Annotated in this window: 16 protein-coding genes and 2 pseudogenes; 9 read left to right on the forward strand and 9 right to left on the reverse strand. The window is 56.4% G+C overall.

What is annotated here, in order from left to right; genetic code table 11:
- The first annotated feature begins 30 nt into the window (after positions 1-30).
- Both MMB48_RS07255 and MMB48_RS07260 read left to right on the forward strand, forming a co-directional pair.
- Positions 31-471 carry a hypothetical protein gene (locus tag MMB48_RS07255; RefSeq protein ID WP_032743762.1) on the forward strand — a complete coding sequence of 147 codons (441 nt, stop codon included), beginning with the start codon at positions 31-33 and terminating at the stop codon, positions 469-471.
- Between the two features lie 61 nt (positions 472-532).
- Positions 533-2,233: a serine/threonine protein kinase gene (locus MMB48_RS07260; protein ID WP_032743666.1), complete on the forward strand. Its 1,701-nt coding sequence runs from the start codon at positions 533-535 to the stop codon at positions 2,231-2,233.
- Positions 2,234-2,270: 37 nt separating this feature from the next.
- Here MMB48_RS07260 and MMB48_RS07265 read toward each other — a convergent pair whose 3' ends face one another.
- Together MMB48_RS07265 and MMB48_RS07270 are read right to left on the reverse strand one after the other, a co-directional pair.
- Positions 2,271-3,761 carry an MFS transporter gene (locus MMB48_RS07265; RefSeq protein WP_032743665.1) on the reverse strand — a complete coding sequence of 497 codons (1,491 nt, stop codon included), beginning with the start codon at positions 3,759-3,761 and terminating at the stop codon, positions 2,271-2,273.
- Positions 3,762-4,073: 312 nt separating this feature from the next.
- The gene (locus tag MMB48_RS07270) at positions 4,074-6,125 is read right to left on the reverse strand and encodes an MDR family MFS transporter (protein ID WP_032743664.1); all 2,052 of its coding nucleotides are present in this window, start codon (positions 6,123-6,125) and stop codon (positions 4,074-4,076) included.
- Positions 6,126-7,005: 880 nt separating this feature from the next.
- On the opposite strand from MMB48_RS07270, the gene MMB48_RS07275 reads away from it, so the two are divergent.
- Both MMB48_RS07275 and MMB48_RS07280 read left to right on the forward strand, forming a co-directional pair.
- The gene (locus MMB48_RS07275; RefSeq protein ID WP_032743761.1) at positions 7,006-7,668 is read left to right on the forward strand and encodes a TetR/AcrR family transcriptional regulator; all 663 of its coding nucleotides are present in this window, start codon (positions 7,006-7,008) and stop codon (positions 7,666-7,668) included.
- A gap of 156 nt (positions 7,669-7,824) precedes the next feature.
- On the forward strand, positions 7,825-9,096 hold the full coding sequence (locus tag MMB48_RS07280) for an MFS transporter (protein ID WP_032743663.1): 1,272 nt from the start codon (positions 7,825-7,827) through the stop codon (positions 9,094-9,096).
- Positions 9,097-9,279: 183 nt separating this feature from the next.
- Here the strand turns inward: MMB48_RS07280 and MMB48_RS07285 are convergent, their stop codons facing one another.
- Both MMB48_RS07285 and MMB48_RS07290 read right to left on the reverse strand, forming a co-directional pair.
- A complete protein-coding gene (locus tag MMB48_RS07285; RefSeq protein WP_230581173.1) occupies positions 9,280-9,390 on the reverse strand; it encodes an XRE family transcriptional regulator in 111 nt (36 codons plus the stop codon).
- A 335-nt stretch (positions 9,391-9,725) separates the two neighbouring features.
- A complete protein-coding gene (locus MMB48_RS07290; protein WP_032743661.1) occupies positions 9,726-10,982 on the reverse strand; it encodes a HipA family kinase in 1,257 nt (418 codons plus the stop codon).
- A gap of 179 nt (positions 10,983-11,161) precedes the next feature.
- On the opposite strand from MMB48_RS07290, the gene MMB48_RS07295 reads away from it, so the two are divergent.
- Together MMB48_RS07295 and MMB48_RS07300 are read left to right on the forward strand one after the other, a co-directional pair.
- Entirely contained in the window at positions 11,162-11,401 is a 240-nt protein-coding gene (locus tag MMB48_RS07295) for a type II toxin-antitoxin system RelB/DinJ family antitoxin (RefSeq protein WP_032743660.1), read from the forward strand.
- Complete coding sequence (locus MMB48_RS07300; RefSeq protein ID WP_003829109.1) at positions 11,388-11,711, forward strand: type II toxin-antitoxin system PemK/MazF family toxin; 324 nt, start codon at positions 11,388-11,390, stop codon at positions 11,709-11,711. Before MMB48_RS07295 ends, MMB48_RS07300 begins: the two co-directional genes overlap by 14 nt.
- Positions 11,712-11,927: 216 nt before the next feature.
- Here MMB48_RS07300 and MMB48_RS07305 read toward each other — a convergent pair whose 3' ends face one another.
- A complete protein-coding gene (locus MMB48_RS07305; protein ID WP_080714683.1) occupies positions 11,928-12,542 on the reverse strand; it encodes a cupin domain-containing protein in 615 nt (204 codons plus the stop codon).
- 150 nt (positions 12,543-12,692) lie between these two features.
- Positions 12,693-13,049: pseudogene (locus MMB48_RS07310) on the reverse strand (class I SAM-dependent methyltransferase); the annotation flags it as partial.
- Positions 13,050-13,286: 237 nt separating this feature from the next.
- Between MMB48_RS07310 and MMB48_RS07315 the strand changes: the two are divergent.
- The 3 genes and pseudogenes from MMB48_RS07315 to MMB48_RS07325 all read left to right on the forward strand — a co-directional run.
- Positions 13,287-13,652: a YccF domain-containing protein gene (locus MMB48_RS07315; protein WP_032743659.1), complete on the forward strand. Its 366-nt coding sequence runs from the start codon at positions 13,287-13,289 to the stop codon at positions 13,650-13,652.
- A 541-nt stretch (positions 13,653-14,193) separates the two neighbouring features.
- A complete protein-coding gene (locus MMB48_RS07320; protein ID WP_050496214.1) occupies positions 14,194-15,459 on the forward strand; it encodes a Fic family protein in 1,266 nt (421 codons plus the stop codon).
- Between the two features lie 469 nt (positions 15,460-15,928).
- Positions 15,929-16,218: pseudogene (locus MMB48_RS07325) on the forward strand (IS256 family transposase); the annotation flags it as partial.
- 103 nt (positions 16,219-16,321) lie between these two features.
- Here the strand turns inward: MMB48_RS07325 and MMB48_RS07330 are convergent.
- The 3 genes from MMB48_RS07330 to MMB48_RS07340 form a co-directional block, all read right to left on the reverse strand.
- Positions 16,322-18,565, reverse strand: coding sequence for an ATP-binding cassette domain-containing protein (locus MMB48_RS07330; protein WP_032743655.1), 2,244 nt, complete (start codon positions 18,563-18,565; stop codon positions 16,322-16,324).
- Between the two features lie 4 nt (positions 18,566-18,569).
- Complete coding sequence (locus tag MMB48_RS07335; RefSeq protein WP_234896727.1) at positions 18,570-19,190, reverse strand: MATE family efflux transporter; 621 nt, start codon at positions 19,188-19,190, stop codon at positions 18,570-18,572.
- 96 nt (positions 19,191-19,286) lie between these two features.
- Complete coding sequence (locus tag MMB48_RS07340) at positions 19,287-20,609, reverse strand: ISL3 family transposase (protein ID WP_032743809.1); 1,323 nt, start codon at positions 20,607-20,609, stop codon at positions 19,287-19,289.
- Between the last annotated feature and the right edge of the window lie 15 nt (positions 20,610-20,624).

Genomic DNA, 20,624 nt, shown 5'->3' on the forward strand with positions numbered 1-20,624 from the left:
ACCCGCAACACAGCGACAAGGAGCATGGGCATGGCAGACATCCCCGAAGAACATTTGACCGAGGAACTGTTGGATCGGCTGCTCGCCAGCGCCAGCATTGAGCAGTATCTCGATGAGGGACTCGTCAGCGCACGCACGCTGACCGACTATCTGTTCGACCGTATGGAAGCCCATGACCTGAGACGAGCCGACGTGGTGCGGGCATCCGGCCTCAACGCCACAGTGGTTTATGACATTTTCTCCGGCAAAAGCCACCCCGGCCGAGACCATGCCATTATGCTGGCGTTCGGCCTACAGTGCACGCTGCGTGAAACCCAACGGCTACTTCGTCTTGCAGGCGTTTCCGAACTGTGGTGCAAACAGCGACGCGACGCGATTATCATCTGGTGTATACGCAATGGATTCGACCGCATTGCCACGGACGACGAGTTGTATCGTATGGGAGAGGCGACGTTGCTACCGGCCGATTGACGACATTCGGCCCAACAACACTCACCAGTGAGACGCAAGTAAGAGGGCGTCAAGGAGAGACATGGACGATAAGCAGGCGATGCATGCGATGAGCATCGACGATGCGTACCATGTCGAGCGTACGCTCGCTCGCGGACCTTCCGGCGTCACCGAACTGGTGAGCATTGACGGCAACGGCCCGTTCGTACGCAAGAAGATTCCCTCTCCCCTAGCGCAACGCAATGTGTGGGCAGCGCTCAGCGCCTGCCAGAGTAATCGTCTGCCGCGTGTGGAAGCGACGTACGAGCTGCCCGACCGGTTCGTCATCGTCTACGATTACGTGCCGGGCAGCACGCTTGCGCAAATTGCGGAGGAAAACGGGCGGCTTGCACCGAATGTGGCCGTGCAGCTTATCGACCAAATTTGCGAAGCCGTGCAGGAGCTTCACCAGCACGGCGTTATCCACCGCGACATCACGCCGGCCAACGTCATCGTGGCCCAGGATGGCGCGCATCTCATCGATTTCGGCATCGCGCGCATCCGGTCAGAGGCAAGCAACCGTTCACGGGATACCACGGCGCTTGGCACCTACGGATTCGCCTCGCCTGAGCAATATGGCTTTGCCAAAACCGACGCGCGTTCCGACGTATTCTCGCTGGGCCGGCTACTCGGATTCATGCTGACCGGCGTATATCCCGATGCCAGCGACTACGAGCAGCGACTTGCCGATGATGCCGCAGTACCGGCTCGACTACGCGCCGTCATCGGCTATGCGTGCGCATTCGAGCCCAGCAAACGGCCACAGAGCGTCCAAGAGTTTCGCCAGGCGCTGTTCTCCCAGTCCAATCCGCCCATACCGAACGCATCATCGGCAAATCCGCCATCAACGAGAACAACGAACGGCAGCGCGTCGGCGTCTCGACTATTCCGGCGTCTGCACTTGAGCAAACGCGCCATCGTGCTGTGGTCCATTGCCGGAGCGGCACTGATAATCGCCGCCATTGCGGGAGGCATTGTGTTGGCAGGCCAACTGGGCATTATCGGGTCGGCAACATCACCCGATTCCTCGACACAATCCAGCAGCCAATCAACCGATAAGGCCGATGGCGGGCACTCCTCGAACGGGCCAGGAACCGACAATGCCAATGGCACGGGCGGAGTAGGCGGCACTGACGGCGCTGATGGAGACAATCAAGACACCGTCACCGACAATCCTCTGAAAATAGTGGAATCCGGCTGGTCGGCGGACCAGCAAGGGTATGTCCACTACGCTTTCGCCCTGCGCAACACCAGTAAGACCCAGCAGGTGCAGTATCCGCAGATTACCATTACGGGGCGGGCCAAAGACGGTTCCATCGTGTTCTCGCAGACGCAAGCACTGAATATGGCATTCCCGAATCAGACTGTATATGACGCCGGTCAAGCAGGCGAAGGCACCGCCCCAGAAACGGTTGATTTTACTGTGCTCAATCCGGATACATACAACGTCGCCAAGGCTCAGGGAACCGCCGCCTTCCCCATCAGTGGAATATCCAAAATAGACAACAGGGACGGCGGCACGACGTTCAATGGCGAGGTCCGCGCCGTGGCAGATGGATTCAAGCCATCTGATGGACAGCAAATCAAGATTTCCCTAGTACTGCGTAACGCACAGAACGCAATCATCTATGGAGATATCGCATTCGTGGATTGGCCGGGCAATGGCCGATCCACGCCATTCTCGATTACCGTCTACGATCTGCCGAAGTATGTGTCTTACGATCTGTATGCGCAAATCTGGTAGTTGACTTTACGTCTGGCAGGTGGCCGTCAGGTGCCTGTCAGGCCGCTGTTCGCGTCACCTGCGCACTGACGTTACGGCGCGCCTGGCCGAACAGATAGATGCCGATGGGCAGGGTCAGAACACCGCCGATGATGAACACCAGCGAAATCGGGATCACGTCGGCCAGTGGCGCGAAGATCAACATGCCGAGCGGCATTCCGAGCGTGCTCAGGGTGGTGTCAAGGCCGAATACACGGCCCACCATCTTCTCATCGGCCTCGGTCTGGATGATGGTGCGCATCGGGCCCATGCAGATGGCCGAAGCCAAACCGTTCACCACATCAATCAGCAAATACGCCAGCAGATTGTGAACCACGCCAAGACCAACGACGGAGACGCCCACCAGAGCGATGCCGAAGGCGACCACGCGCATGTTGTTGCGGATGAGCTTGGCACCGATGGTAGACATCAGCGCGCCGCCGAGCAGCATACCGATGCTCCATCCCAGCTCGTTGGCGGCGAGTTTATCGGAGGCGGTGGTCAGGTTGATGAATCCGAGATTCAAATCGATGCCCTCATATTCGCGGGTCATGAGCAACAGCGTAAGGTTCATCGGAGCCACGGCCACGAAGCACACCAAGGCGTCACCGAGCACCACGTTGCGCAGGTTCGCCCGGCGCCATGTGTAGCTGAAACCATCTTTCAAGTCAGCAAACACACGACGGACGCTGGCAATCAGCGAACGATCAGCATTGGCATCCGACATCGGTTCGAGTGTGGGTTGCCCGCTATTCTCCGCTTCAGCCATACGCCTCGCAACATGTTCCGCGCTCTTCTTCGGCGCTTTGATCAACGCCACAAAGCCGACGCCGATAATGGCCGTGGTCACATCGACTAACAGAATCGACCACAGCGGCACTGTGTTGATAAGCACAGCAGCCACCGCAGGTGCCACAATCATATTCGCCGAATTAATCACGCCGTATATTGAGTTGACGCGCAATAGTTTGCCCGAGGGAACAACATCCGGTATGAACGACTGCACAGCGGGCGTCTGCACCCCGCCTCCCGCCGAACGAATGAACAGCACCACGAAAATCATGGTCAGACTCGCCCATCCCATCGCGAAGCTCAGCGACAGCACGACGGTGACCACAGCAATCACCATATCCGGCAGCATAATCAGCAACTTGCGACTGTGACGGTCGGCCCAGGAGCCGCCGCAAATCGAGACGATGGCCTGCGGCACCACGCCAAACAACGTGACCAGCAGCATGGCCGAACCGGTTTTAGTCTGCAATACGATCCACCACCAGATGGCATATTGCACAATATTGGAGCCCAGCAGCGAGAACGCCTGGCCAGTGAGTAGAAGCACTACACGGCGGATCCACGCACGCTCGGATTCCCCGTTGGCCACTGCTGCGGCATAGGCGGCACCGGGTTTGTTCGCGCTATGGACCGCTGCGCGCGCATTCGCATTGTCATCGCCGGAAACCTCGGGTGTTTCGCGCACAGTTGGTTCAGTTGTTGTACTACTAGAAGACATACGAGTGTTCTCAATTCTTCAATTCCACTACAAAGGTCACATCACGGCATACGCACGCCGACGCGCGTATGCGTGCACGACTCCAGCAACGAGCCGTACCCGCCGTTAGATGGCAGGCTTCAGTATCGTGACGCCATGCGTTAGCGTCACCATGCAACGATAGGAACACACTATTCGATAGTATAATCATGAAGGCGTGACGTTGCCCTTGCGCAGGTGCCGTAAGACTCCGCGGACAAAGCAATGAGGCTTCCCCCGCGAGAGGAGAAGCCTCATGTTCCATTCATTCTATTCAGCGATGATGACGCCGAATCACCGATCATCCTTTGGGAACAGCGCATCGAAGGCATGTTCCATCACGGACTTACGGCGGATCACACCGACGAGTCTGCCATCACCATTCACCACCGGCAGTTTCTTGAACTGCTTCTTGGCGAGGATGCGGGCCACCTCTCCAACATGCTGGTCGGGCGTGGCGGCAACGACCTTACGCGTGGCGATGTCCATCACCTTCTTGCCGGAGAGCGCCTGCACCTTGGAGGCCACGGTTTCGTCGTCGAACACCACCATCGTCGAACCGGTGCCGGTGGAAACCGTGCGGGATTCATAGGTGGCAATCGATTTCAGGACATCGCCGTCGCTGACGAAGCCGACGAGCCTGCCATCGCCGTTCACCACGGGAAGGCTGGAGACGTTGAGACGGATGAACTCGCGCACCACATGCGTGATGTCATCGCTGTCCAGGCAGCTGTAGGGCTGATCGTCCATGATCTCGCCGATGGACTGTTCCTGGGCCTGCTTGAACAGGGAGGCGGCGGGGGCCACGTATGCGCCGGCGTAGTGATGCTCGGCGGGCTGGCCTTCAGTGGTTTCGGCCGCGACTTCGGCGGAGGCTTGCGCCTCGGAGGCCTTGGCGTTGCGTGCGGCCTTCTCCTTGGCACGGCTGGTGACGGTGAAGATGCAGATGATCAGGGCGACCAGCGAGATGGCGGCGCACAGCAGGTAGGAGAACGCGATGCCGCTGGCCGTGGCGGACTTCACACCCTGGGACATGTGCGAGGCGGTCACAGATGTTTCTGCGGTGACCAGAAGCGAAGTCGCAATGGCTGCCGCGATCTGGCGGCCGGTGTTGGCGATGGCGTTTCCATGGGCGATCATGTCGTTCGGCAAAGCGTTGACGCCCCAAGTGTTGATCGGCATGTTGGCGATAGCCTGACCGGATGCCTGCAATGCGCAGAACACGGCGACAAACAGCACTGATGTCCTGGTGTTGATGGTGCCGAGAAGACCAAGAGAGATGGTCATGAGCGCAAGGCCGCCGATGCCCACGCCGCGAGGGCCGAATTTGTCGAATGCGGCGCCGGCGACCGGACTCAGGATGATGCCGACCGCCGCGGCGGGCAGCATGACCATGCCGGTGACGGTGGCGGATTGGCCGAGTACATTCTGGATGAAGATAGGCAACGTCACGTTGGTTGCGGCGACTGCGGCGTTGATCAGAGTGACCAGAATCGCGGAGTTGCGGAAGTTGCGGGTGGCAAGGGTGTCAACGCGCAACAATGGCTCATCGAGCTTGACTTGCTTGTATACGAATGCGACGAAGGCCACAAGACCAACGACGATTGAGATAATGACGACCGGACTGGCCCATCCCATCGTGGAAGCGGACGAGAAGCCATAGAGCAGGCCACCGAACGCGATGGTCGAAAGGATCACGGACAGGATGTTGAGCTTTGGGTTCTTCAACTCGCTGACGTTCTTGAGCATCATCGTGCCTCCGACAAGGATGACCAGTGTCACGACTGCGATGCCAATGAACATCGGGCGCCATCCGAAACTGTCAATCACCAGACCACCGACAACCGGGCCGATAGCCGGGCCGGCGGCCATGACGATACCGGCCATGCCCATGGCGGTGCCGCGCTTATCCGGCGGATAGACGAGCATCGGCACTACGGCGACCAATGGCAACAGCACGCCGGAGCCGGCGGATTGCAGTATGCGTCCGACGAGCAACAGCATGAAATTCGGCGCGACGGCACACAGCAGTGTGCCGACCATGAAAGTGGCAAGAGCTCCGGCGAAGAGCTTTCGGGTGGAGAATTTATCAATCAGATAGCCTGAAATCGGCACCATGATGCCCGAGACCAGCATGTAGACGCTGGTCACCCACTGCACGGTGCCGGTGGTGATATTGAAATCACGCATCAGTGCCGGCAAGGCCGGTGACATGACGGTCTGGTTGAGCAGCGCGATGAACGAGCCGACGACGATCACGCCCACGATGATGAATCGGGCGTGCGAATCAATAGGCTTTACGGAACTGGTGGCGGACCCGAGTTCCGCGTTTTTCTGTGAGGTCACAGCATTTCCTTCTGTTGGTAACGTCATGTGTGGCGATCCGGCCCCATGCTTGTGTCAAGACGCGAGGACACCGATGAGTCCGGACGTAAAGGAAAAGCCGCCATCCGTTCCGCATTCATATACGGCAAACGATTCGCGGCTTTGCGTAAGTTGATGGCTATGGTGAGCGATTCATGCGACGTCGACTGCGGATGGGCCATCGGTACATCCCGGCATAAGGCGTGTCCCCGCTACACCAGCATCGAGAATAGGGCCATTCGTGGATTGGCAAACAGAACATTGCCGACGAACGACCCACGGCAGGCGCGTGCGATGAACATCGCGTAGCGATACAGGTTCATGGCATCTCCTTGATGGGGTCTTCGTACGGCAGACATCGAGAAGCCTATCATCATTCAAATCGACGGTGAAACCCACGCATGCCTGACAATACACAAAATCTTCACAAAAGGATTGGGCTTACCGCATACGCTCCGCCTGAATAACGGTCCGGGGATGAATCAGGGGCGAGCTAAGGGTTGCGTCTCGTGTTTCCGTCATGATTTCTGGCGAAGACTCATAATAGAACACACATTATGCTGCTGCAGCAGCCAGTCCTTGCAGAACAATGTCATGACAAAGGCCTGAGAAGACGACTTCTCAGGCCTTATCCGTACCGCTCCCCCAGTCGCTTGTAGCGACAGCTCCCCTCGAAGAGGGGAGCCAGAGAAACACTTACTTGGAGACGTTGAACTTGAACTCGGCGTCTTACCGGTCTTCTTCTTCCCGCCTTGCCGCGGATATTCAATCGCATCGCAGGGGCGACTTCCTCGATCATTTGACAGACCGACCGACGGTCTGTATGCTTGACGGGGACATGAACGAAAGGCAGGCCATCCGCATGGCGCACGATATGCATTCCGGAGACACCGAACGACGAATCCTCGATTCCGCTCGCAGGCTCTTCGCTGAAAAGGGCTACGAGAAGACGTCCATCCAGGACATCCTGAACGACCTGGGACTGTCCAAGGGCGGGCTCTACCACCACTTCAAATCGAAGGAGGCGATTCTCGACCGGCTGAACGCCGACGAGTGGGCCGCAACCGCGCGTCTTCTCGACAAACTCATCGAGCGCAAGGACATGAGTGCGCTTGAGAAGCTGCGCGCGCTCATCGTTTCCGCTGTGGACACCCCCGATCATCTGGACCTGGTCCGTTCCCAGCTGGCGCTGCTCAAGGATCCTGCGTTCTTTACGGCGAACATGCGCGTCTGGTCGACGAGACTGCCGGAGTCCTTCCGCTCGCTCATCGATATGGGCGTGCAGGACGGCTCCATTCCCACGGCATACCCCGAGGAGGCGGCGCAACTGCTCTCGCTCCTCGGCAACTACTGGCTCACGCCCTGCTTCTACCCCACCGATCATGCCGGCCTGGAACACCGCATCCGCTGCCTCGCCACGATGCTCGACGCCATCGGCGCGCCAGTGTTCGACGAGACGCTCATCCTGCGGATGACCGAAGAGCTCACGGCCCTGACGCCGGAAGAGGATACGGCGTCCGCATAGGAGACGCGCCCGGGTGCGCCGCATCTTGCACATCCTGATGCCACAGATGTCGAAGCGCTTCCGCGCCCTTTTCCTTGGGCGTATTGTTATCACCATAACAGACCGACGGTCGGTTTGTGTAAATGGCCGTGGCCAATCACAAGAAAGGAATCCACGATGACGAACGCATACGAATGCACGACCCAACCACAAAGAAGCCAAGCCGCTGATCCTCTTCGCACACGCGACTTCCGCCTGCTCGTCGCGGGTCTCGGAATATCGCTCTTCGCCAACCTTATGCTGCGGTTTGCCATGTCCATGTGGGTGCTTGACAAGACCGGCTCGGCGGCGGCGTTCGCCTCCATTCTTACTGCGAGCATCCTGCCCACGATTCTGCTCTCGCCCCTTGGCGGCGTGATGGCGGATCGTACGAACCGTCGGACCGTCATGGTGGCGCTTGACGCGCTTTCCGCCGTGACGGTGCTCGTCTGCGTGGCGATCTTTTCGGCCGCCGGTTTCAATCTGGCGGCGATAGCCGTGATGCAGGTGGTGCTCGCCGTGCTTGACGCGATGGAGACGCCTACGGTGCAGGCGGCGCTGCCGCAGATGTTCCGCTCCCATGGCGAGGATGTGATGCGTCGCGCGATGGCCGTGGTGAACGTAGTGAACCAGACGAGCACGCTCGTTCCCGCCGTGCTCGGCGGCGTGCTGTACGCGGCGGTTGGTGCGATGCCCATGATGGGAATCACGATCGTGGGGTTCGGTACGGCCGCCGTCGTGGAGTGTTTCATCCGGCTCGGCGCTCCCGACCGCGGTGACGCCGGCCGCGTCACCGCGGTCGACGACCTGCGCGCGGCCGGACGTTTCCTCACCCGCGAACATCCTCATGTGCTGCATCTGGTGTTGATCTGCGCCGCGCTCAACTTCCTGGTGACGGGGTATGCGGAGGTCGGCTTCCCCTACATGGTGCGGACCGTACTGGGGTTCGGCTCCACGGCGTACGGCCTTGCATATGGTCTCGTGGGAGCATCCGGACTGCTCGGCGCGCTCGTCGGTGGGCGGGTCGCGAGGTCGCTGTCCATGCGGCGATTCCCGATGGCGATCGCCGCCTTCTCGCTCACCATCCTGCCCCAAGCGCTTGTCATGACGATTCCCGCAGGTGGAGTGATGCGACTCGCGGTGCTCACGGCGAGCACCTGCGGAACCATGATCGCCATCACCCTCGCGAACCTCATCGCCGTGCCGGCGATCCAGATGGGCTGCCCCGAGAACATGACCGGCAAGGTGATGTCGCTCGTGCTCTCCGCGAGCATGTGCGCTCTGCCCCTCGGACAGATCGCATACGGCTGGGCGTACAGCGTCTACCCGGCGGGCGCGGTCCTGGCGGTGACGTTCGCCCTGGCCACCGCGATGCTGCCGCCAGTCGCGCACGTAACGCGGCGGTTCTAGGACGGGATTCCATCACCTTCGCTCTGGACAGCTGAGACATCAAAACCATGTGTGGATACGTGAACGGCCGCCATCAATCATGGTGATGTTGGCCGTTCACGTCATCCCCGTACCGTAGATATGAAAACGACCACTGTAATCGCACGTACGACAATGGTGGTCATTGGATCAATCGCCCCGGCGTCAGGCCTGCACGAGCGGGCGGATGTCGTCCAAGGTGCTGGGGTCGAAGGTCAGCAGATCGTAGTCGGTCTGAAGGTTCGCCCAGAAGTCGGGCGTGGTGTCGAGCGCCATGCCGAGCCGCCATGCCATGGGGTGGTGATGCGCCGCCTGCCATTGACGATCTCGCCGATCGGCGACATCGGCGTGCTTTGCCGTACCCGTCGAGGCGGGTGTGGACCTGCCAGACGTCCCAGATATGGTATGCGCCGATGAGTCCGAAGCAATCGGACTTTGATTCGGAAACGGCCTTCATACCGCACTTGTCCATCACACAACCGGACTGGAACATGAACAGGCACGCAGTCACGGTTGCATAATAGGATTCAAGTCAATAGCAGCCTTCCACGCCTCCTCACAGTGCGCAACCCGGAAGGTCCCTTTTTATTGGCGAACTCGACCGGTTTGGTCTATCGCAACAGTCGTTCGTTGAGGATGACAGGAGCGTGTTCGATTGACGGCTGCAACGCATCGAGCTGGTCGGACAGCTTCGACTCGTCGACCACCGGCAGTTCGAGCAGGGATCGTGCGGCCGCGTGCAGGTAGTCGTTCAACGCCTCGATGCGGCCCGGCTCCAGCGGGTAAGCCGGGTCGTTCTCCAAGGTGACGTCCAACGTTTTACGCAACATCTCATGCTGCGCGATGCCCATGATGGCCGCGCACTGGTCGCGGAACGTCATACGAGAATTTGCCGGCTGACGTTCGGACAGTACCTGCGGAATCCACGCGCCGCCCTCCCAGTCGGCGCGCATGTCGTTCTTGAACAGCGACATGTTATGGTCGAACAACGGCGCCGGACCCATAATCCGGCCGGTACGGTTGTCGCGCAGGAACCCGTGGTTGTTGGCGTGACGGTCCTGATTGACGATGAGCGCGTCGAACACTAGCATCGTGCGCATCGCCTCGAACGATTCCTCGGACACGGCGCGTGCGGCGGCGAGGCTCTCCGGGAACGACGCCAGCTGCGTCGCCGCATAGAACGGCACGAACGACACGTCCTTTGAGTTCATCGAACCGCACACCGACGCGAGCTTGCCCTTCCAACGGGCGATGCGGTAGTCGACCGCATTCACACCGAGCCTGCGCGCCAGCTGCGAGGCGAGATACTCGGAATACGGTTCCAAACCGGCGTTCGCATACCATTCGGAACCCGCCTTCCACAGTTCCAGCCCACGTTCCGTATGCCGCCACGCCTTCGGGAACTGGCCGTCCGTCGTCCACTCGCTCGACAGGCCGATCGCATGCTTCTCGCTCGACGTATACCCCGTGTAGGCCACGATGGCGAGCGTCTCGTCCAACGGATTGTCATACAGATTGATGTCCGCGAACTTGAGGTTCTCACCGTCGCGTTCCGCCCAGAACGAATCGTTGACCGACAGCCCCTTGCACAGGTCGATGATCCCCAGCGTATCCGCAATGCTCAACCCCGCCTGCGCAAGAACCTGCGTGGCGAACTCACGATTCTTCGGAATCGTGCGCCGCTCCAGCCACGTCGTCAGCTTCGCATTATCCGGCTCCGGAGCCAACGGAAACGGCAGCAACGCGCGCTTCGACTCATCGAACCAGCGGACATGCGCCTCGATCTTGCCCGCCAGCAGGCCCTCGCCATACGACGCATCGAACCGGAGCAGCGGATCATCATAGAGCCGCAGCACGTAACTCGTCATATCCGGCCCCTCCAATCACAAGCCCGCTCCAAAGTCATATCGGGCGATTCACATATGAAGAACAACTGTCTACAGTATAGACAAGGGCCTTGGAACGCGGGGGCTTCACTCTGAAGTCAAGTATTTGATACAATTTGGTGCAAAAAGATAGCAAATAGCAATAAGGAGTGGCTTTGAGCATGCAGATTGCCACGCGAGTTGATGACGAGCAGGCTGCGTTGTTTAAGGAGACGACCCGACAGCTGGGTACCACCCCGGCCGATGCCCTGCGTATGTTCATCAGCGCGTTCAATGATTACCGTGGGTTCCCCTATGAGGTGCGTTTGCCACGAAATGACGTGGAGCCGTTTGCGTCCGAGCGGGACGCTACTGAGTATGCCAGTCGTCTCGCCTTGAGGATGTCCGATGAAACGAGGTGAGATTTGGACGTTGCAGGCCGATGGCTACGCCAGCAAGCCACGGCCGGTTGTCATCGTGCAGAGCGATGCCGTCGATCGGTTCGATTCCGTCATCACTTGCCTGCTGACCTCATACGATTCCTCCGACATCGACACGCGGGTCCGATTGGAACCAAGTCCGGAGAACGGCCTGAACAAAGTGAGTTACGTGATGACGGACAAGATCGTCACCGTCGACCGCAAACTGCTGGGATACCAAGTCGGCGTGGTTGATGATGCAGCCATGGCGAATATCGGCCGTCAGCTCATGCGGGTTCTAGGTTTGCTGTGACGTTTGGGATGGCTGGCGGGCGTGCGTCTACTTGTGACATCGTTTATGCACCCTTGAGGCCGTATGATGATGGCGTCGAATTCAAGCTCTCCCCAACGTCTAAGAAATGGCTTCCTTCATATTACGGTCATACGACCAACACCATATGAAGGAAGCCATTATGAATGGTCTAACGGCAATCAGCTTCTCATACGTGATTGCCAGTCATTCACCGAATCAGCCGCGGTTGTCGAACATCTGCAGCAGCATCTTGCTGGGTTCGACGGCATAGACGGTGTGCGGCAGACGGGCGCTCAGGTAGACGATGCCGCCGGCCGTAAGCTCGACTTCACGGCCTTCGCCACCGACGCGCAGCTTGCCTTCCAGCACCTGGATGATCACGGGCATGGCCGCGGTGTGCTCGCTCAGTGCCTGGTCCTTGTCGAAGCCGAACAGCACGGCGCGCAGGCCGTCCTCGCGCAGCACCGTACGGGAGACAGTGGCCTCCTCCTGAATATCGATCAACGAGGCCAAGTCTTCGATGAATCCAAGATGCGGCTCGGTCGAAATGGCGTGGCCTTCGGCGTCGTGGGCGTCGTGCTTGCAGGCGCAGTGCTTGGCCTCACCCGCTTCAGCGGCCGCGACTTCGCCATGCTTGCAGTGGCACTTCTTCTTCGCGCCCGGCTCCGCGGCCGCGCCCTCGGCGTGCTCGTGCTTGCAGGCGCAGTGGTGTTCGCCGTTGGCGGCAGCCGCCTCGGCTGCCGCGGCGGCTTCCCTACGCTGCTTGCACTTGCACTGCTGCTCGTCGCGTCCTGCCTTGCATACGGTCTGCTGCTCGTTCTCATCGGTCATGATGTTCTCCTATTCGTCGCGCGTACCTCACATACGCGTCATCGCTTTTGCTTGTTTTCCATTATCCGGCCATCGTGGGCCGGCACACCGCTGTTACGCTTCGGGCTTGCGCACCTCATCTTTGACGGATTCGTCCAGGTTGTCCGGCTACAGGCCGAGTTCGTGAATCGAGTAGGTGCCGCCGGCGCGCAGTAGTCGGAAGGCCTCGCCGATAATCGCCTGCTTGCCACGCTCGGTCTGCATGGTAAGCACGGCTTCGCCGATCACCACGTCGGCGCTGTTGGATTCCAGACCGGTGTCGGCGGCGTCGCGCTGCACGCAGCTTGCCGGAATCGTGGCCTTCTCACTGGTGAGTTTGGAGATGATGTCCACGACCTGCTGGTCGCGGTCCACGCCACGGTAGCTCTTGGGGTCTCGGTCGGACTGCGGCAGGGGCAGCTCGCGGTTGGTGGCGGGTTTGGTGGCGGTGGACTGAGATGCCTGAGAAGGCTGCGGTGTAGTGGTCATGTGTCGTGATGCTATAGTCCACAGCCCGCCCGCACAAGGGTTTTTCGCTAGAAATCAGCCGAATGTGAGAATGCTCACCCGAGTAGGCGCCTGAGCATGCGGCTCAGGGACGATTCAGGGGATGCTCAGGGGTCCCGTCACCGATTCCCCACATATCGCCCGCGTTCACCTAATAGAATGGAATCCAGCATTCGATTCGGTATCCGGCGCAATGCCGGCAAACGTGAGGAACTTACGATGAGGGTCATCGGCAATATTCTGTGGATCATTCTGGGCGGACTGGCAATCGCCATCAGCTGGACACTGATCGGACTGTTTCTGTGCATCACCATTATCGGTATTCCACTAGGAGTTCAGGCGTTCAAAATGGCGGGCCTTACCTTGACGCCGTTCGGCAAAACCGTGCAATACGGTGGCGGCGTTGGCTCCACGCTGGTCAATATCCTCTGGGTGGTGCTGGTCGGCTGGTGGATGGCACTCGGCTATCTGGGTGCAGGCGTGCTCAACTGCATCACCATCATCGGCATCCCGTTCGGCCTCCAGTCGTTCAAAATGGCCAAGCTCGCGCTCTGGCCGTTCGGCGCACAGATCTACAGTCTGTAACAATTGTTTCTGCAGTAAGTCCGGTGCAACGCATTATCATCGTGCGTTGCACCGGACTTTTTTATATACAACGGGCATTTCACACACCGCGTGATTTGACGGATTCGGACGTAAGACCTTATGGTGCGTGAACCATGATCAACACATCGCATTCAGCAGCGACGGCGTGAACGAACACGCCATCTGACCAGTACACCTCTCATTGGCGCATAGCTGAATCATTGCCGGTGATATCGAGCCGACTCGTTCGCACCATGCCCCATAAACGTACCTATACGAGTATGCGTTCTTGGCATAGTCGCAACGCAATGCACCGCGGCAAAACCCATTGCATACCATCACATATTCAGAAAGAACAACAGATCACGAAGTATTTCACTACTGACACGCATTTCGGGCACTACATATGTCACTCACACGCAGTCATGCGCACAACTATATTTTTGTATCATCCATGATTTTATAGTTGTTTATTGACCCATTTCCTTCTCTATCTTATACTTTCTATAATCAAGGATACTCTTTGGGAAGCGAGTCTCTCATGGATATGAAGTATAGAAGTTTGGCAAGGCTGTTCCATGCCGACAGGTCAGTCGATTCCTTCAATAACCATGCGGCACTCGCACGGCAGCGGCTTGAGGCAGATTCCACATTCAGGACCGGGGTCATCACGCCATTGGGCGAGCTGTTCTCCGCCACACCACGCGAGACGACCCTGCTCACGGAAAATATACTTCTCGCCGAAAGGCGCGTATCACGGCTCTGGAACCAGATTCCCGGCGTCATGCGCTGGGACTACATACGGCATTCCATCAGTGAGGAACTGTTCGCCACCAACGAGATGGAAGGCGTGCGCAGCACCCGCAAGGAAACCCAGGACGCCGTGGACGCGGCCGACAAGGCAAGGAGGGACGGCGACGACTCCAAGGCGCGGTTCAGCGAATTTGCCAAGCTGTACCTGAACCTCACGGACAAGGACTCCGCGTTGCCGACGGGCATCGCCGACATCCGCGACATCTATGACAAGGTCGTGCTCGACGAAATCGATGAGAGCGATCAGCCGGACGGCGACCTGTTCCGGAAAGGCGATGTGGAAATACAGGGGCCGCACGGCCTCGCGATCCATAACGGAGTCAAAGGCGAAGGCAACATCGGCGCACTCCTCACCGATATGATCCATCTCGCGACCTCCGACGAGATTCCCCGGCTGCAGTCGGCCATCATGTCGCACTTCCTGTTCGAATACGTCCACCCGTTCTACGACGGCAACGGCAGAACCGGCCGGTATCTCCTGGCCCTGTACCTGAACCATGACCTGACTATGCCCACCGTGCTATCCCTGTCCCGCACCATCGCGGAGAACAAGAACGCCTACTACAAAGCATTCATGGAGGCGGAGGACAAGCTGAACTGCGGCGAACTCACGCTCTTCGTGAACACCATCCTCGGATTCATCCAACAAGCCCAGGATGAGCTGATTGACGAACTCAGTATCAAGGTCGATCAGCTCGACAAAGGTCGGATACTCTGTACACAGCTTGAAAAGAGGCATGCCCTATCGCGCAATGCCGTCTCGGTGCTCTATGGCGTGATTCAGGAAGAGCTGTTCGACTCGTCCAAATCCATGTCGTTGGACGAAGTGGCCCATCACATCGGACTATCCAAACAGAGCGCAAGGAAATACGTGGAAGAGCTCTTGGCCGCGGGGCTGGTCGTACAGACCGGAAAACGTCCGCTGAAAATACAGGTGGCGAAATCATTGAGGAATGTTCTCGCCACAGGAGCCGACGAGAACGCGGAAGCCTAAATGAAGAAAGGTGGACGCAAACATCTCAACGAGGCCCATACTACGTGGAAAGGCCCGGGCAGCCAACACTGCTCGGACCTCTCTTTCATCGCTTTCCTCAGTCGCCTTCAGCGATAACTTCCCTCGCCGAGGGGAAGCCACGGAAAAAAATTTCTTTCTGAACATCATCACTACGACGACGGCATACATCATCCATTGCATTGGGAATAAGCCGTCACCGAATACAGAATCTAATGAGCTCGGATCACTCATTCACGAGCACCAGAATTCGTTTCATGAATTACCACGTTTGTGTCTTTGAAAGGCATGCGGCCGAATCCAATTCGAATCGCAACTCGGGAATATACAGGCGGCGGCACCGATGCCTCTCACATCACCGGGAAACGATGACGACACCGGGAAAACCATCAGCCCACACTGCGGAAAAACACTGCCGAACCCGCCCAACAAATATTGAAGCAGTACACACCACGTGCAGGCCAACATCCTCGAACTGACCGGCAGGCGGCCCCGCCTGGAGGCCGGCAGACGGCTGCGCGCGATTGCCGCCGCCCTGGCATGCGTCAAGGACTGGGACTCCGCCACGGCGTGGCTCGTCTCCTACAGCCGGTGGGAACAGGACTTTGCCTCGTTCCTCGACGAGAAGAGCGAATACGCCGACGGCAGCGTGAACGGCATGCACCAAAGGCTCGTCAAGGCGCGGCGCATGATCCCAGGCGCATCCGGGAGGGCCAGCCGTTCGCGTTCCTCGACGAGGGCTCGCGGCCAACGCGATGACCGACGAACGACTCGAGCGCCGGACACACATTTTGGCCTATAACCCTTAATTTCCTAATCAGGAGCAGGGAGAACAGGAATTCGCCTATGAAATACTGGATGCACGCAGACAGTCCGCTGTCAGTGTCTTTGCATTTTGAAGCATCTCCTCCGGTGTCCCTGTAAATACCACTTCTCCCCCGTTCTTCCCTCCATCGGGGCCGATGTCAATAATCCAGTCCGCCTGCTTCATCACGTCCAGGTTATGCTCAATCACTACCAGCGTATTTCCGCTGGATACAATCCCATCAAACAGCTTCAACAGATTATCTACATCGGACCTGTGAAGGCCTGTGGTCGGCTCATCCATGACAATGATGCTACCGCTCTTCCCCAGGTTCTTTGCCAGCTTAATCCGCTGCCGCTCTCCCCCGGACAGGGTGCTAAGGGGCTGCCCCAGCGTCAGATAGGATAATCCCACCTGCTGCATTACGCTCAGACGTTTCCTGATCCTGGTATCCTCAAATAATTCCAGTGCCTGGGAAGCGGTAAGCCCCAGCAATTGGACAATATTCCTCCCCTTGTAGGTACAGGCAAGGGCCTCCCTGTTATACCGCACACCGCCGCATGCCTCGCATTCTGTAACAATCGGGTCCATAAAGGCAAGTTCCGTAACGAGAACACCTTTGCCGCCGCAGATTGGGCAGGCTCCGGCGGAATTAAAACTGAACAGGCTTTCCGGCTGATTGTTCTCCCGTGCCAGAAGTTTTCGTATCTCATCAAAGAAGCCCAGGTAGGAAGCTGGTGTAGAGCGGCTGGTAGCTGTAATCGGCCCCTGGTCCACCATCACCACTTCATTCTCATACGCTCTCGCAAATACCTGGGAAATGAGGGTACTCTTTCCCGAACCAGCCACACCAGTCACCACCGTCATGACCCCCAGAGGGATATCCACATCCACATGCTTTAGGTTATGAAGGCAGGCATCCCTTACCGGCAGGCTGCCTGTGGCTTTACGTGGCGTCTGTTTTATGGGGAACAACTTTTGCATGGATTTTCCCGTCAGTGTATCTGCCCTAAGTAGTTCCGGATAGCTTCCCTCAAACACGATTTCACCGCCGTTTTGTCCTGCCGCAGGCCCCACGTCAATGACATGGTCTGCGATGGAGATTACGTCTTTATCGTGTTCCACCACAAGGACTGTATTTCCTTTATCCCGAAGCTTCTTGAGAAGATGATTCATACGGTAGACATCCCGTGGATGCATCCCGGCACTGGGTTCGTCAAAGATGTAGGTCATCCCGGTCAGACTGCTTCCCATATACCGGACCAGCTTCAGCCTCTGGGCCTCCCCGCCGGACAGGGAGGGTGTTTCCCGGTTCAGATGCAGATAAGGGAGTCCAATCTCGATCATCCGGTCCAATCCCTCCAGGATGGTATGAACCAGCAGACCCACTGTCTGGTCCGTGATTTGTGTCAGGACTTCCCGCAGGAGAGTCAGCTCCATCTCGCACATGTCTGCAATAGAATACCCGTTTATTCTACAGTTCAAAGCCGCCTCATTCAGCCTTCTTCCATGACAGTCACTACATTCTATTTCCGTAATCAGCTTTTTTGACTTCTCTTTGGTGTGTCTGCTTTTGCTGCTGATATCCCGGTTTAAGAGGGCCTTCGTATACTTATGGTACAGTCCAGTTACTTTCGGGTTCTCCGGCTCTCCCTTACCATCACGGGCACCATAGACAAGAAGGTTGTATTCTTCTTTTGTGTAATCCCGGATGGGTTTATCAAGGTCGAACAGCCCTGACTCAGCATACTGCTTCCAATACCAGGATCCCGGACGGTACAGGGAATCCTTCACACAGCCCTGGTTCCAGGATTTATTCCGGTCCAGGACTGCTTCCATATCCACTTTTGTAACTTTTCCGAGACCGGAACAGGTCTTGCACATCCCGTTGGGGTCATTAAAAGAGAAATAGGACGCAGTTCCCACAAAGGGCTGCCCAATCCTGGAAAACAACAGCCGCAGGCTGGCATACAGTCCGCTGATGGTCCCTACTGTGGAGCGTGCATTTCCCCCTAAGGAGGACTGGTCCACCACAACGGACGGTGTCAGATTGTCAATGCGCTCCACTGCCGGTCTGGGGTATTTGGGAAGCCTGGACCGTACAAATGCCGGGTAGGTTAAGTTCATCTGCCGCTGGGATTCCGCTGCAATCGTGTCAAAGACAATACTGGATTTCCCGGACCCGGACACCCCGGTAAATACTGTGATTTTTTCCTTCGGGATTCTGAATGTGACGTGTTTCAAGTTATTCTGGGTAAGCCCATACACCATAATGTCTGCCATCTGATCACACTCCTTTTCTCTTTTTCCTGCTGTCATATCCAACCAAACCTGCTGCAATCAGAGCCGTAAGGATGTCTGCGGTGGGACCTGCGTACAGAATCCCGTCCATTCCCCAGATACCCGAGAAAATATGGATGAGCGGTACCATCAGCAGAAGTGGCCGGAGGATGGAAAGCAGCATCGCTTTCACTGCCTGTCCGGCTGCCAGATAATACTGGGCTGACACCACCTGAAATCCAGTAAACGCCAGTCCGAACAGGGAAATGCGCATACACTTGATACCAAATGCCATAGATGCTGGCTCATTCGTCCCAAAAATCTGCAGAATCTCCGCCGGGAATAACTCACAGATAAGCCAGCCAATCACAGAAACCACCGTAGCTGCGCCAACCGCCTTTTTATAGGTTTCTTTGACCCGGTGTTCGAAACCAGCGCCTTTGTTAAATCCGATGATGGGCTGCATCCCAAGTGCAATCCCCACACAGATAGAAACCACTACAGAACTGATCCGAAGCACAATCCCAAGACTGCTAAGTGCCGCTTCGCTGCCAACGCCTGCCATTTCACAGCTCACCACCGCTTTGTTCAGTTCAATCTGCAGAATTGTTACCGCCACCTGAATCATGCAGGATGGAAGCCCAAACGCAAATATCTGACCGCAGATGGGTAATGTAGGGCAGATATTTTTTCTGGGTATTCGGATTTTATGGTGGAAAAGGGCTTATAAATCACCCTTCTCCAAATTCTTAATAAGTGTGGAAAAATCGACACCTAAGTTGTCTGTAATGTCGTGATCATTCACTTCATGCCAATTGAAAGTATCGTATAACATAGCTTTATTGAAAGCACTTGAATTAAATCGTGGCTTACGCTTTTTATGGAGCTTCTCATTGAAAAGGATTTTGGCTCGTAAGGCATCAAACGAGTAACCTCTACCCATTCGCTCTACCTGCCTAATAATGCTGTTAATTGACTCCGTATAAGCATTAGTGAGCCTTTTATCAAAGTAGTTGAATATTTCAACATGCCAGTTGTCTACGGCTCTCACGAGGTCTTTATATGCGTCTTTAGAGTTGCTGGACATACAACGGTGTCTCCATTGACTATAACGAAGATGACCTTCATCTGGATCAGGAGTATCCCATATCCAGTAAAACTCTTCTTTGAGTTCATAGGCTTCTTTTAAAGCAGGAAGATTACCTAACCAAGTATCTAAGAGGAATGATTCACGTTCATTTAGATCGTGTTTACGCTTTAGAAGGATAAACCTTTCACGCATAAGGGTACGTCTTTCTTTTTGGCTCATATGGGCTTTCAAAGACTTTCTGACGTTATCTAAGGCTTGATTAGCCATTCTAACTACATGAAACTTATCTACGACAACTTTAGCTTGTGGAAGGATAGTGTTCACTGCGTCTTTGTAGGGCTTCCACATATCCATTGTGACGTACTCAATGTAAGTCCTGTCACTGATTTCTGAAAGACGTTGGATGACTGTTTCCTTGTTACGGTTAGGCTTGATGTCATAAATAGTCCTGCGTTCAATATTAGTCAATACAAGCCGAGGTCTACGGATAATATGTATCTCGTCTATCCCAAGCCACTTAGGAGTTTCAAACTGGTATTCACGTTCTTTGAGTGCCACATAGTCCTTAAAAACGTTCCTAATGGTTTTCTCGTCAACACCAACGCTTTCTGCGACTTCTACAAAGGTCTTAGACATGGATTGCTCTTGAATGGACTTTAAAAGCCTTTTGGTCATACTACGCTTTTCATCTACAGATATTAGGCGTTCCCAGAAGGTAGATCCGCATTCACGACACTTGTATCGTCTACGGTTCAATTGTAAGCCCACTCGCTTTAAACGAATGGGCAAATCCATAATTAGTTGATTTCTTGAACTGTGTTTGTACAACTTGTCAAAACCACATTTAGGACAACGTTCAGGTGGTCCGACTGCTTCAACTTTAAACATCATATCGGTTTCATTTTCTTGTGGCGGTTCTATTGTTTTAATGTCTGGTAGGGATAATAAGTCTGACATATTATTCATCCTTTA

This window comes from Bifidobacterium sp. FKU, assembly GCF_026016385.1.
Classification (GTDB): Bacteria; Actinomycetota; Actinomycetes; order Actinomycetales; family Bifidobacteriaceae; genus Bifidobacterium; species Bifidobacterium infantis.